A 12,609-nucleotide genomic window follows, 5' to 3' on the forward strand; every position below is an offset into this window, starting at 1 on the left:
ACGGGGCGTGTCGGTGACGCGAGGCGCGCTGCGCTTATGCGCGCTGCGGATTGACCTTGTCGTCCTTCGAATGCAGCTTGTTCAGTGCGGAGATGTACGCCTTCGCGGATGCGGCGACGATGTCGGGATCGGTGCCGACGCCGTTGACGATCCGCCCGCTCTTCGACAGCCGGACGGTCACTTCGCCCTGCGCCTGCGTGCCGGTCGTGATCGCGTTCACCGAGTACAGCAGCAGCTCGGAACCGCTGCCGACTTCGCCCTCGATCGCATTGAACGTCGCATCGACCGGGCCGTTGCCGCGCGCTTCACCGGTCACTTCCTTGCCTTCGACCGCGAACACGATTTTCGCCTGCGGTTGCTCGCCCGTCTCCGAACGCTGCGACAGCGACACGAACTTGAAGTGCTCCTGCTCGTGCGCGAGCGCCGATTCCTCGGACACGATCGCGATGATGTCTTCGTCGAAGATCTCGGCCTTGCGGTCGGCCAGATCCTTGAAGCGCATGAACGCGGCATTGAGTTCGCTCTCGCTGTCGAGCGCCACGCCGAGCTCCTGCAGGCGCTGCTTGAACGCGTTACGACCCGACAGCTTGCCGAGCACGATCTTGTTCGCGGTCCAGCCCACGTCTTCCGCGCGCATGATCTCGTAGGTGTCGCGCGCCTTCAGCACGCCGTCCTGGTGGATGCCCGACGCATGCGCGAACGCGTTCGCGCCGACCACCGCCTTGTTCGGCTGCACGACGAAGCCGGTGATCTGCGACACGAGCTTCGACGTCGGTACGATCTGCGTCGTGTCGATGCCGACGTCGAGGCCGAAGTAGTCCTTGCGAGTCTTCACGGCCATCACGATTTCTTCGAGCGACGTGTTGCCCGCGCGCTCGCCGAGGCCGTTGATCGTGCACTCGATCTGGCGCGCACCGCCGATCTTCACGCCGGCGAGCGAGTTCGCCACCGCCATCCCGAGGTCGTTGTGGCAATGCACCGAGAAGATCGCCTTGTCCGAGTTCGGAATGCGCTCCCGCAGCGTCTTCACGAGGTTGCCGTACAGCTCCGGCACGCCGTAGCCGACCGTGTCGGCGATGTTGATCGTCGTCGCGCCTTCCGCGATCACGGCTTCCAGCACGCGGCACAGGAAGTCGAGATCCGAGCGGCTGCCGTCTTCCGGCGAGAATTCGACGTTGTCGGTGAACTTGCGCGCGAAGCGCACCGCGAGGCGGGCCTGCTCGAACACCTGGTCGGGCGTCATCCGCAGCTTCTTCTCCATGTGCAGCGGCGACGTCGCGATGAACGTGTGGATCCGCGCGCTGTTGGCCGGCTTCAGCGCGTCAGCGGCGCGCTGGATGTCCTTGTCGTTGGCGCGCGCCAGCGAGCAGATCGTGCTGTCCTTCACGAGACCGGCGATCGTGTGGATCGCGTCGAAATCGCCGTTCGAGCTGGCCGCGAAGCCGGCCTCGATCACGTCGACCTTCATCCGCTCGAGGTGCTTCGCGATGCGGATTTTCTCTTCCTTCGTCATCGACGCACCGGGCGATTGTTCGCCGTCACGCAACGTCGTATCGAAAATGATCAGCTTGTCTGTCATGGGGGGCTCCAGGGCTCTTTATACGGAAGTCAAACGTAACGAGATCGCGCCACCGCTGGCGACGCTCGACAACAGACGAAGCTTGACGGGGGGCGAGAACGGTCAGCGCGGCAGGCGCGCCGAAGCTAGCGCGCGTAGCGGCGCACCGGCTAGAAGGAGGGAGAGGCGGGAAAATGCAGTCATGCCAAAGACTATAGCGGCATTCCGTTGGGTGCGCAATCGGACGGCACCCGGGGTTTCCGGCCGCACGGGCTGAACCAGGGACACATGAAAACGGCGGCCCTGAGGCCGCCGTTTTCGGGCGAAGCATGCGCATGCGTCAGTGGTCGCGCTGCGACGAGCGCGCCGGATTCGCGCGCCCGCGGATGGCCATGTAGCCCCAGAACACGTAGCCGGACAGCCCGTACAGCACGAACAGGCAGAACAGCATCAGCGGCGGATCGGACGACACCAGCACGAACGCGACGACGACCAGCAGGATCGCCGCGAACGGCACGCGGTGGCGCACGTCGAGCGCCTTGCCGCTGTAGAACGGCGCGTTCGACACCATCGTCACGCCCGCGTAGATCGTCAGCACGAACGCGACCCACGGCAACCAGCCGAGCTTCATCGGCACGCGGTTGTCGGTGGCGAGCCACACGAAGCCGGCGATCAGCGCGGCGGCGGCCGGGCTCGGCAGCCCCTGGAAGAAGCGCTTGTCGACGACGCCGATGTTCGTATTGAAGCGCGCGAGGCGCAGCGCGGCGCCCGAGCAGTACACGAACGCGGCGAGCCAGCCCCAGCGGCCGAGATCCTTCAGCACCCACTCGTACATCACGAGCGCGGGCGCGACGCCGAACGACACCATGTCCGACAGGCTGTCGAACTGCTCGCCGAACGCGCTCTGCGTATGCGTCATGCGTGCCACGCGCCCGTCCATCCCGTCGAGCACCATCGCGACGAAAATCGCGATCGCGGCGATCTCGAAGCGCACGTTCATCGCCTGCACGACCGCGAAGAAGCCGCAGAACAGCGCGGCGGTCGTGAATGCGTTCGGTAGCAGGTAGATGCCGCGCGTCTTCAGGAACCGCTGGCGCGCGGCACGGCGGCTCTCGATGGGCACCGGATCCTGTGCCATCACCTTGTTGCGCCGGAACGGACGTGGCGTCTGGCCGGCGCCGTTGCGCGGCCGACGCGGTTTGAATGCGGCCATGGTGCGCCCCCGCCGCTTACTGTTCGAGTTCGGCGAGGATCGTCGACGACGCGTAGACCTTCTCGCCGATCGACACCTTCGCGCGGCTGCCGAGCGGCAGGTACACGTCGACGCGCGAACCGAAGCGGATGAAACCGTAGCGCTGGCCGCGCGACAGCGGTTCGCCCGCGCGCACGTAGCAGAGGATCCGGCGCGCGACGAGGCCGGCGATCTGCACGGCGGTCACGGTCTTGCCGCTCGCCGTCTGGATCACGACCGCATTACGCTCGTTCTCGGTCGACGCCTTGTCGATCGCCGCGTTCAGGAACGCGCCCGGGAAGTATTCGACCTTGGAGATCGCACCATCGACCGGCGAACGCTGCGAATGGACGTTGAAGACATTCATGAACACGCTGATCTTCAGCGCTTCGCGGTTCGCGTACGGATCCTGCGTGGTCTCGACCGCGACGATGCGGCCGTCCGCCGGGCACAGCACCGCGTTCGGTTGCGCCGGGATCGGGCGCTGCGGGTCGCGGAAGAACTGGACGACGAAGACGAGCAGCAGCCAGAACGGCCACGCGAAGCCGAAGCCCCCGACAGCATGGATCAACAGCGCGACGACGGCTGCAATCGCGATGAACGGCCAGCCTTCGCGCGCGATGATCGGATGAGGATAGTTCATGGATTCGTTCTGTGTTCGGTGAATTGCAAAGCCCGTAGGATAGCAAAAGCCGCCCGGGGCACTGCTGCCTTCGGGCGGCTTTTTGGTACCGGCCCTCTATTCGAGGGGCCGGATCAGCACGCGGTGCTTAGTTCTTCGACTGGTCGACGAGCTTGTTCTTCGCGATCCACGGCATCATCGCGCGCAGTTTCGAGCCGACTTGCTCGATCTGGTGCTCGGCCGTCAGGCGGCGGCGCGACTGCAGCGTCGGTGCGCCTGCCTTGTTCTCGAGAATGAAGCTCTTCGCGTACTCGCCCGTCTGGATGTCGGTCAGGCACTGCTTCATCGCCTTCTTCGTCTCTTCCGTGACGATGCGCGGGCCCGTCACGTACTCGCCGTACTCGGCGTTGTTCGAGATCGAGTAGTTCATGTTCGCGATGCCGCCTTCGTAGATCAGGTCGACGATCAGCTTCAGTTCGTGCAGGCACTCGAAGTACGCCATTTCCGGCGCGTAGCCTGCTTCGACCAGCGTCTCGAAGCCGGCCTTGATCAGCTCGACGGTACCGCCGCACAGCACGGCCTGCTCGCCGAACAGGTCGGTTTCGGTTTCTTCACGGAAGTTGGTTTCGATGATGCCCGCACGGCCGCCGCCGTTCGCTGCCGCGTACGACAGCGCGATGTCGCGTGCCGCGCCCGACTTGTTCTGCGCAACCGCGATCAGGTGCGGCACGCCGCCACCTTGCGAGTACGTGCCGCGAACCGTGTGGCCCGGTGCCTTCGGCGCGATCATGATCACGTCGAGGTCGGCGCGCGGGATCACCGCGCCGTAGTGGACGTTGAAGCCGTGCGCGAACGCCAGCGCCGCGCCCTGCTTGATGTTCGCGTGGACTTCCTTCGCGTACACGTCGGCGATCTGCTCGTCCGGCAGCAGCATCATCACGACGTCGGCGCTCTTCACCGCTTCCGCGACTTCCTTGACCGACAGGCCTGCGTTTTCGGCCTTGCTCCACGACGCGCCGCCCTTGCGCAGGCCGACCGTCACGTTCACGCCGCTGTCCTTCAGGTTCAGCGCGTGTGCATGGCCTTGCGAGCCGTAGCCGATGATCGTGACTTGCTTGCCCTTGATGAGGGAGAGGTCAGCGTCTTTGTCGTAGAAAACGTTCATGATGGTTCCTTCGCTAATTCAAAAATTCAACAATTCGTTCGGATGGAGTACTGCGGGCCGGGACATGACGGCGCACCCGGCGTGCCTGTCCGGCATCACACCTTCAGGATGCGCTCGCCGCGTCCGATGCCGGAGCTGCCGGTGCGCACGGTCTCTAGGATCGCGCCCGCGTCCAGCCCCTGGATGAATGCGTCGAGCTTGTCGCTCGCGCCCGTCAATTCGATCGTGTAGGTCTTTTCGGTCACGTCGATGATGCGGCCGCGGAAAATGTCCGCCATCCGCTTCATTTCTTCGCGCTCCTTGCCCACTGCACGTACCTTGATCAGCATCAGCTCGCGTTCGATGTGTGCACCGTCGGTCAGGTCCACCACTTTCACCACCTCGATCAGGCGGTTCAGATGCTTCGTGATCTGTTCGATCACGTCGTCGGAGCCAATGGAAACGATGGTGAGCCGCGACAGCGATTGGTCTTCGGTCGGCGCCACCGTCAAGGTTTCGATGTTGTAGCCGCGTGCGGAAAACAGACCGACCACGCGCGACAGCGCGCCCGGTTCGTTCTCCAGCAGGACGGAAATGATGTGTCTCATGTTCGCTTCTTCCAGAATGTGTCCGTGTCGATTCACTCGCGCCGCGCGCTGCCGCGTGCCGCACCGCCCTTCGTGAAGGCGGCCGCATCGGGCTCAGGCGCGCGTCGCGCCGTTACAGATCTTCCGATCCGAGCAGCATCTCGGTGATGCCCTTGCCGGCCTGTACCATCGGCCAGACGTTTTCGGTCGGATCGGTCTGGAAATCGAGAAACACGGTGCGGTCCTTCAGGCGCAACGCTTCCTTCAGCGCCGGCTCCACATCCGAGGTCTTTTCGATCCGCATGCCGACATGGCCGTACGCTTCGGCGAGCTTCACGAAATCAGGCAGCGCATCCATGTACGAATGCGAATAGCGCTTGCTGTATTCGATCTGCTGCCACTGGCGAACCATGCCGAGATAGCGGTTGTTCAGCGAAATGATCTTCACGGGCGTGTCGTACTGCAGGCAGGTCGACAGTTCCTGGATGCACATCTGGATCGAGCCTTCGCCCGTGATGCACAGCACGTCGTCGTCCGGGTGCGCCATCTTGACGCCCATCGCTGCCGGCAGGCCGAAGCCCATCGTGCCGAGGCCGCCGGAGTTGATCCAGCGACGCGGCTTGTTGAAACGGTAGAACTGCGCCGCCCACATCTGGTGCTGGCCGACGTCCGAGCACACGAACGCATTGCCGTCCGTCAGCTCCCACGCCTTCTCGACCACGTACTGCGGCTTGATGATCTCGCTTTCGCGGTCGTACTTCAGGCAATCCTTCGAGCGCCAGCCCTCGATGTCCTTCCACCATTGCGCGAGCGCCTCGGTGTCGGGGCCATGCTCGGCCGTCTGCAGCTGCTCGATCAGCTCCTTCAGCACTTCCTTCACGTCGCCGACGATCGGGATGTCGACCTTCACACGCTTCGAGATCGACGACGGGTCGATGTCGATGTGGATGATCTTGCGCGGACGCGACGCGAAGTGCGCCGGGTCGCCGATCACGCGGTCGTCGAAGCGTGCACCGATCGCGATCAGCACGTCGCAGTGCTGCATCGCCATGTTCGCTTCGTAGGTGCCGTGCATGCCGAGCATGCCGAGGAATTTCTTGTCCGACGCGCGATAGCCGCCCAGGCCCATCAGCGTGTTCGTAACCGGGTAGCCGAGCAGGTCCGCGAACTGGTTCAGTTCGCGCGACGCGTCGGCGAGGATGATGCCGCCACCCGTGTAGATGTACGGACGCTTCGCCGTCAGCAGCAGCGACACGGCCTTGCGGATCTGGCCCGAATGGCCCTTCGTGACCGGGTTGTACGAACGCAGCGACACGCTCTTGACGGGCTCGTATTCGCACGGCGTCTTCGAGATGTCCTTCGGGATGTCGATCAGCACCGGGCCCGGACGGCCGGTGCGGGCGATATAGAACGCCTTCTTGACGGTTTCCGCGAGGTCGCGCACGTCCTTCACGAGGAAGTTGTGCTTCACGCACGGACGCGTGATGCCGACGGTGTCGCACTCCTGGAAGGCATCCTGGCCGATCGCGGCCGTGGGCACCTGGCCGCTGATCACGACCATCGGGATCGAATCCATGTACGCCGTGGCGATGCCGGTCACCGCGTTGGTGACACCGGGGCCCGACGTCACGAGACAGACGCCGACATTGCCGGTGGAACGCGCATACGCATCGGCTGCGTGCACGGCCGCCTGTTCGTGGCGCACCAGCACGTGCTGAATCTTGTCCTGCTTGTAAAGCTCGTCGTAGATGTAGAGTACCGAGCCGCCGGGGTAGCCCCAGATGAATTCGACGTTTTCATCGGCCAGTGCCTTCATGAGCACGGTACCGCCGATGGAGTCGCTATCGGGAGGGGAAAGGGGTTCCGACGTGGAGAATTCCGCGCTGGGCATGTTCATTTTGACCTTTCGAATTTTCGGCAAAAAATTGATCGGGTGCTCTCTGCCGGGCTTGTGGCTCGGGTTCAAGCGGCGCGTCCAGTTTGAAGGGCAGGCTTCTTGGGCCAGCCTCAAATGAGACCATCACTTCATGTTGCGAATCATTGACGATAGCGGGTCGCGAGGGGGTCGTCAAGCAAAATATCCCGCAGCGCATCATGGGCGCCGCCCGGCACCCGCCGGCGCGGCTCGCGCGCAACGTGCGGCGCCCAACCCGGTGCCAAGCGGCGCGAAAATTTGATAGCATCCGCGGGTTTTACGAAATTTTTCGCCCTTTTACACCACGCAGCGGCCCGCAGCGCATACCTTCACGGAATGGCATCAGACAAGGAACTCGCCGACTTTCTGGCGGGCGTCGAAAGGCGCGCGTTCAAGCAGGCTGCGTACGCCGTGCGTGACGACGATGCGTCGCTCGACATCGTGCAGGACGCGATGATCAAGCTTGCGGAGAAGTACGGCGACCGGCCGGCGGCCGAGTTGCCGCTACTTTTTCAGCGGATCCTGCAGAACGCGATCCACGACTGGTTCCGCCGGCAGAAAGTCCGCAACACGTGGGTCACGCTCTTCTCGTCGCTGAACAGCAGCGACGACGACGATTTCGACCCGCTCGAAACACTCGAATCCGCGGACGACAACGCGGGCGTCGAAAGCAGCGAGCACCGCCTCGAACGAGAGCAGGTTCTGGCCCTGATCGACGAAGAAATCCAGAAGCTTCCGGCGCGTCAACGGGAAGCGTTCCTGATGCGTTATTGGGAAGATATGGATGTCGCCGAGACTGCCGCCGCAATGGGGTGCTCCGAGGGCAGCGTGAAGACGCACTGCTCACGGGCCACCCACACGCTGGCGCACGCGCTCAAGGCCAAAGGAATCACGCTATGAGCTCCGCTCCCGCAAATCGAGAACACGAATTCGCGTTGAAGGTGCGCCGCGCGCTGGACGAGTGCGCGGCCGACCTGCCTGCCGCGACCACCGACCGTCTGGCCGTCGCCCGCCGGGCTGCGCTCGCGCGCAAGAAGCCCGAAGCCGCGACCGTGCCGGTGTTCGTGCCGGCCTTCGCCGGCGCGGCCGGTGCGTACGGCACGGCGCCCGCGAGCCGCCCGCAGGCGTCGTTCGCGCGCCGCCTGCTGCGCGCGTGGCCGCTGGCCCTGCTGCTCGCCGGGCTCGTCGGCATCGCCTACTGGGAAGACATGCAGCGCACCGCCGAACTCGCCGACATCGACGCGGCGATGCTCAGCGACGACCTGCCGCTCAACGCGTATCTCGACCACGGGTTCAACGCGTATCTGTCGCGCGCTCACTAACAGACAATAACGAGGGGATCGCACGGGTGAGTCAGAAGCGCGGCCTGGCCGTATTTTTCGGATGCGTAATCGCGATCGCCGTTTCCTACGTCGCCACTTACCCACGATTCCACCCGGCCCCCGCGACGACCGCCGCCGCGGTCAGCAGCCCTGCCGCGCCTGCATCGGCCGCGACCGGGCTGAGCACCGAACTCCCCCCGCTACCCCTGCCCCTGCCGCTGCCGGCCGCTACCGGCCCGTTGTCGTGGGCGCGCCTCACGCCGGCGCAGCACGCGGCGCTCGCGCCCTTCGCCGACCAGTGGGACGGTTTCAGCGATGCCCGCAAGCGCAAATGGCTGAAGATCGCATCGCGTTTCGCGAAGTTGACGCCCGATGACCAAAAGCGCCTGCAGGACCGGATGACCGAATGGGCCAAGATGACGCCAGAGCAGCGCCGCGTCGCGCGCGAGAACTACCAGAGTGCGAAGGAGCTTTCCGCGCAGGCGCGCGAGCGGGCGTGGAAGGCATACCAGCAACTCCCGGAAGAGCAGAAGGAACGTCTCGCGGCCGCCGAGCGCCGCCGCCGGCCGAGCGTCGTCAGTGCGCCGCCGACCGTCGCCGACCGGGACGTGCGCCGCCTCGTCAATTCGCACGAACACCCGGCAAGCGGCCCGGCCACCGCACCGGCGCCCGTCTCGGCCGCCGTCGCGCCGCCGGTACCCGCATCGTCGACGGCCGGCACCGCATCCGCGCCGGCCGCCGTGGCGCCGGTGTCGCCCGCCGACGCGCCCTCGCTGTTCAAGGGCTCCTGAGCGCCCGTGACGAACGCCCCCGCACCTGAAACCCCGGCCGCCGCGCCGTCCGTGCGGCGGCGTCTCGCCGCACTGCTCTACGAAGGCGTGCTGCTGTTCGGCGTGGTGTTCTTCGCCGGGCTCGCGTTCAGCCTCGCAACGCAGCAACGCAACGGCCTCGTCCATCACAACCTGCTCGCCGCGTGGATCACGCTCGTGGTCGGCGCGTACTTCGTCTGGTTCTGGACCCACGGCGGCCAGACGCTGCCGATGAAGACCTGGCGGCTGCGGCTCGAATCGTCGAGCGGCCGGCCGCTGAGCGCGGGCCACGCGCTCGTCCGCTATGCGCTCGGCTGGCTGTGGTTCCTGCCGCCGCTCGCGCTGCATCCGCTCCTCAGCCTGTCGGTCCCCGTCACGCTCGCACTCACCGCCGCATGGATCGCCGTCTGGGCCGGCGCCGCGCGGCTGCATGCCGGGCGCCAGTTTCCGCACGACCGGATCGCCCGCACGCGCGTCGTCGCGCTACCACGCTGACGCACCGCATTCGCCTGACGAAAACACCTCCCCGACGCAACTTCCGCCCGGGCCCGGCAGCCTTGCCCGACAATGGCCAGCCGTTCCGTACGGCACATCACGCAACGCCCCGCCATTCACTGCTAAACACCCTACAGGGGGCGTAATAAGAACGTCTCGTGACTGTCATGGCACAGTCACGCCCGCATGGCGGAATGCCGGTAATGTCAACCGGCGCGAGTCATGCATGGGCCAGAAATCGTCCGCGACCTCCCTGTTCCGTCACCCCATCGGCGCCCGCGCCGCCACAGCTTTCCTGTCCGGTTCTGCCGCAACCGACGGGCTGGTGTCGCAAGACCCGCCTGCCGGGCACGCCACGCAGCATGACGACCCCGACTCGTCGGCCCACCGCTACCGCACCATCTGGCTGTCCGACATCCACCTCGGCTCGAGCGGGTGCCAGGCGCCGTACCTGCTCGACTTCCTGCGCCACAACGATTCGGAGTACCTGTACCTCGTCGGCGACATCATCGACGGCTGGCAACTGAAGAAGGGCTGGTACTGGCCGCAGGCGCACAACGACGTCGTGCAGAAGATCCTGCGCAAGGCACGCAAGGGGACGCAGGTCGTCTACATCCCCGGCAACCACGACGAAGGCGCGCGGCAGTTCTGCGATCTCGCGTTCGGCGACATCCAGGTGCGCGGCGAGGCGTTCCACACGACGCTCGCGGGCAAACGTTTGTGGATCGTGCACGGCGACCTGTTCGACGGCGTGATCCAGCACGCGAAATGGCTCGCGTACCTCGGCGACACGCTCTACACGCTGATCCTCGTGCTCAACCGCTGGTTCAACCGGATCCGCAGCCGGCTCGGCTTCCAGTACTGGTCGCTGTCGCAGTACCTGAAGCACCAGGTCAAGAACGCCGTCAACTTCATCTCTCAGTTCGAGACCGTGATGACCGACGAGGCGCGCCGCCGCGGCTGCGACGGCGTCGTGTGCGGCCACATCCACAAGGCGGAGATCCGCGACATCGACGGCGTGCTGTACTGCAACGACGGCGACTGGGTCGAAAGCCTGTCCGCCCTCGTCGAAACGATGGAAGGCGAACTGAAGATCGTCTACTGGACGGTGATGCGCACCGCACCGACGGAGACCACGTCGCGCAAGGCCAAGGCCACTGCCTGACACACACCTACTTACAGGACAAAGCCGCGATGAAGATCATGATCGTCACCGACGCGTGGGAACCGCAGGTCAACGGCGTCGTGCGCACGCTGAAGAGCACGTCGCGCGAACTCACCGCGCTCGGCCACCGTGTCGAACTGCTGACGCCGCTGGAATTCCGTACGGTGCCCTGCCCGACCTACCCGGAGATCCGCCTGTCGATCCTGCCGTACCGCAAGCTGCGCGCGCGAATCGACGCGTTCGCCCCCGACGCGCTGCACATCGCGACCGAAGGCCCGCTCGGCCTCGCCGCGCGACGCTACGCGCGTTCGCGCAAGCTGCCGTACACGACCGCGTATCACACGCGCTTTCCGGAATACGTGCAGGCGCGCTTCGGCATCCCGCTCGCCGCGACCTACCGCTTCCTGCACTGGTTCCACGGCCCGTCGCTCGCGGTGATGGCGCCGACGCCGGTCGTCAAGCAGGACCTCGAGAAATTCGGCTTCACGAACGTCGTGCTGTGGACGCGCGGCGTCGATCTCGACGTGTTCCGGCCGATGGAATCGAAGGTGCTCAATACCGCGCGGCCGATCTTCCTGTACGTGGGCCGCGTCGCGATCGAGAAGAACGTCGAGGCATTCCTGCGCCTCGACCTGCCCGGCTCGAAGTGGGTCGCGGGCGAAGGCCCCGCGCTCGCGGAGCTGAAGTCGCGCTATCCGGAAGCCAACTATCTCGGCGTGCTGTCACAGGCCGAGCTCGCCAAGGTGTATGCTGCGGCCGACGTGTTCGTGTTCCCGAGTCGCACCGACACGTTCGGCCTCGTGCTGCTCGAGGCGCTCGCCTGCGGCACGCCGGTAGCCGCGTATCCCGTGACGGGCCCGATCGACGTGCTCGGCGAAGGCGACGCCGGCGCGATGCACGAAGACCTGCAGGAAGCCTGCCTCGAGGCGCTGAAGATCGAACGCACCACTGCGCGCGCGTGGGCCGAACGCTTCTCGTGGCGCGCGGCATCCGAGCAGTTCGCGTCGCATCTGAAGCCGCTGCCGAAGACCGCGTACTCGCCAGCAGAAGGTGCCGCCGTTTGAAACGAGACCTGAACGACAAAATCCCGCCCCCCGACGCAACGCCGCAACGGCATCGCCCGTTCGACGAGGAAGAGCCGCATGCCGACGCGGACGTGCACGCGCACGAGCCGCTCGGCCCCGACGATCGGCTCGCGCCGCTGCCGCCGAACCCGTACAAGCGCCATCGCGGCATCACGCGCGCCTGGTACGCCCTCAAGCATTCGCTGAACGGCTTTCGCGTGGCGATCCGCGAGGAAAGCGCGTTTCGCCAGGAGCTCACGCTCGCTGCGCTGATGCTCCCGATCGGCGCGTTCGCACCGGTGCCGGCGGCATCGCGTGCGCTGCTGATCGCGTCGGTGCTGCTCGTGCTGATCGTCGAGCTGCTGAACTCGAGCGTCGAGGCCGCGATCGACCGCATCTCGCTCGAGCGTCACGAACTCTCGAAGCGCGCGAAGGATCTCGGCAGCGCAGCCGTGACCGTCGCGTTGTTCGCGTGCGTGACGACGTGGGGCTTCGTGCTCGGCCCCGTCGTCGCACGCTGGCTCGGCTTCTAGACGGCTGCCCCGCGGGTACCTGGCGCACCGCCCGCGTGCGGCGCTGCACCATGCGCCGCGCGGGGCGGCGATCACGAAATGCCCCGATGTGGCGAAACCGCGGTTTATAATCGTCCGCTAGACATAGAACAGCAACCCGCGCCGGACGAATCACGCAGCATCGA

General features: G+C 65.6%; 13 protein-coding genes. 7 read left to right on the plus strand and 6 right to left on the minus strand.

Features of this window, described 5'->3' with window-relative positions; genetic code table 11:
- Positions 1-34: 34 nt before the first annotated feature.
- From CFB47_RS13250 to CFB47_RS13280, 6 genes are all read right to left on the minus strand, one after another.
- Positions 35-1,579 carry a 2-isopropylmalate synthase gene (locus tag CFB47_RS13250; RefSeq protein WP_039370571.1) on the minus strand — a complete coding sequence of 515 codons (1,545 nt, stop codon included), beginning with the start codon at positions 1,577-1,579 and terminating at the stop codon, positions 35-37.
- A gap of 319 nt (positions 1,580-1,898) precedes the next feature.
- On the minus strand, positions 1,899-2,771 hold the full coding sequence (pssA, locus tag CFB47_RS13260; RefSeq protein WP_069248477.1) for a CDP-diacylglycerol--serine O-phosphatidyltransferase: 873 nt from the start codon (positions 2,769-2,771) through the stop codon (positions 1,899-1,901).
- 16 nt (positions 2,772-2,787) lie between these two features.
- Positions 2,788-3,432 carry a phosphatidylserine decarboxylase gene (locus CFB47_RS13265; protein ID WP_089440671.1) on the minus strand — a complete coding sequence of 215 codons (645 nt, stop codon included), beginning with the start codon at positions 3,430-3,432 and terminating at the stop codon, positions 2,788-2,790.
- Positions 3,433-3,559: 127 nt separating this feature from the next.
- Positions 3,560-4,576 (minus strand): ketol-acid reductoisomerase, encoded by a 1,017-nt coding sequence (gene ilvC, locus CFB47_RS13270; protein ID WP_039370562.1) that lies wholly within the window; start codon positions 4,574-4,576, stop codon positions 3,560-3,562.
- Positions 4,577-4,671: 95 nt separating this feature from the next.
- Entirely contained in the window at positions 4,672-5,163 is a 492-nt protein-coding gene (gene ilvN, locus CFB47_RS13275; RefSeq protein ID WP_011352712.1) for an acetolactate synthase small subunit, read from the minus strand.
- Between the two features lie 112 nt (positions 5,164-5,275).
- On the minus strand, positions 5,276-7,039 hold the full coding sequence (locus tag CFB47_RS13280; protein WP_046544741.1) for an acetolactate synthase 3 catalytic subunit: 1,764 nt from the start codon (positions 7,037-7,039) through the stop codon (positions 5,276-5,278).
- Between the two features lie 354 nt (positions 7,040-7,393).
- On the opposite strand from CFB47_RS13280, the gene CFB47_RS13285 reads away from it, so the two are divergent.
- The 7 genes from CFB47_RS13285 to CFB47_RS13315 all read left to right on the plus strand — a co-directional run bounded on the left by CFB47_RS13285 (position 7,394) and on the right by CFB47_RS13315 (position 12,445).
- On the plus strand, positions 7,394-7,957 hold the full coding sequence (locus tag CFB47_RS13285) for an RNA polymerase sigma factor (protein WP_089425985.1): 564 nt from the start codon (positions 7,394-7,396) through the stop codon (positions 7,955-7,957).
- Complete coding sequence (locus CFB47_RS13290; RefSeq protein WP_089456646.1) at positions 7,954-8,379, plus strand: DUF3619 family protein; 426 nt, start codon at positions 7,954-7,956, stop codon at positions 8,377-8,379. The genes CFB47_RS13285 and CFB47_RS13290 overlap by 4 nt, the downstream gene beginning before the upstream one ends.
- Positions 8,380-8,405: 26 nt before the next feature.
- Entirely contained in the window at positions 8,406-9,170 is a 765-nt protein-coding gene (locus CFB47_RS13295) for a DUF3106 domain-containing protein (protein ID WP_089456647.1), read from the plus strand.
- A 6-nt stretch (positions 9,171-9,176) separates the two neighbouring features.
- Positions 9,177-9,683 (plus strand): RDD family protein, encoded by a 507-nt coding sequence (locus tag CFB47_RS13300; RefSeq protein WP_089461437.1) that lies wholly within the window; start codon positions 9,177-9,179, stop codon positions 9,681-9,683.
- Between the two features lie 226 nt (positions 9,684-9,909).
- Entirely contained in the window at positions 9,910-10,848 is a 939-nt protein-coding gene (locus CFB47_RS13305; RefSeq protein WP_089440675.1) for a UDP-2,3-diacylglucosamine diphosphatase, read from the plus strand.
- A gap of 29 nt (positions 10,849-10,877) precedes the next feature.
- Positions 10,878-11,912, plus strand: coding sequence for a glycosyltransferase family 1 protein (locus tag CFB47_RS13310; RefSeq protein ID WP_059531147.1), 1,035 nt, complete (start codon positions 10,878-10,880; stop codon positions 11,910-11,912).
- Positions 11,909-12,445, plus strand: coding sequence for a diacylglycerol kinase (locus CFB47_RS13315; RefSeq protein WP_039370536.1), 537 nt, complete (start codon positions 11,909-11,911; stop codon positions 12,443-12,445). The genes CFB47_RS13310 and CFB47_RS13315 overlap by 4 nt, the downstream gene beginning before the upstream one ends.
- Positions 12,446-12,609 lie beyond the last annotated feature (164 nt).

It is taken from the genome of Burkholderia sp. AU27893 (assembly GCF_002223205.1).
In the GTDB taxonomy this organism is placed as follows: Bacteria; Pseudomonadota; Gammaproteobacteria; order Burkholderiales; family Burkholderiaceae; genus Burkholderia.

Excerpts from the sequence above, each read along its gene's own strand:
- CFB47_RS13305 (WP_089440675.1), top strand. The coding sequence starts at position 9,910 with ATGGGCCAGAAATCGTCCGCGACCTCCCTGTTCCGTCACCCCATCGGC.
- ilvN (WP_011352712.1), bottom strand. The coding sequence starts at position 5,163 with ATGAGACACATCATTTCCGTCCTGCTGGAGAACGAACCGGGCGCGCTG.
- CFB47_RS13290 (WP_089456646.1), top strand. The coding sequence starts at position 7,954 with ATGAGCTCCGCTCCCGCAAATCGAGAACACGAATTCGCGTTGAAGGTG.
- pssA (WP_069248477.1), bottom strand. The coding sequence starts at position 2,771 with ATGGCCGCATTCAAACCGCGTCGGCCGCGCAACGGCGCCGGCCAGACG.
- CFB47_RS13285 (WP_089425985.1), top strand. The coding sequence starts at position 7,394 with ATGGCATCAGACAAGGAACTCGCCGACTTTCTGGCGGGCGTCGAAAGG.
- CFB47_RS13310 (WP_059531147.1), top strand. The coding sequence starts at position 10,878 with ATGAAGATCATGATCGTCACCGACGCGTGGGAACCGCAGGTCAACGGC.
- CFB47_RS13250 (WP_039370571.1), bottom strand. The coding sequence starts at position 1,579 with ATGACAGACAAGCTGATCATTTTCGATACGACGTTGCGTGACGGCGAA.
- CFB47_RS13265 (WP_089440671.1), bottom strand. The coding sequence starts at position 3,432 with ATGAACTATCCTCATCCGATCATCGCGCGCGAAGGCTGGCCGTTCATC.
- ilvC (WP_039370562.1), bottom strand. The coding sequence starts at position 4,576 with ATGAACGTTTTCTACGACAAAGACGCTGACCTCTCCCTCATCAAGGGC.
- CFB47_RS13280 (WP_046544741.1), bottom strand. The coding sequence starts at position 7,039 with ATGAACATGCCCAGCGCGGAATTCTCCACGTCGGAACCCCTTTCCCCT.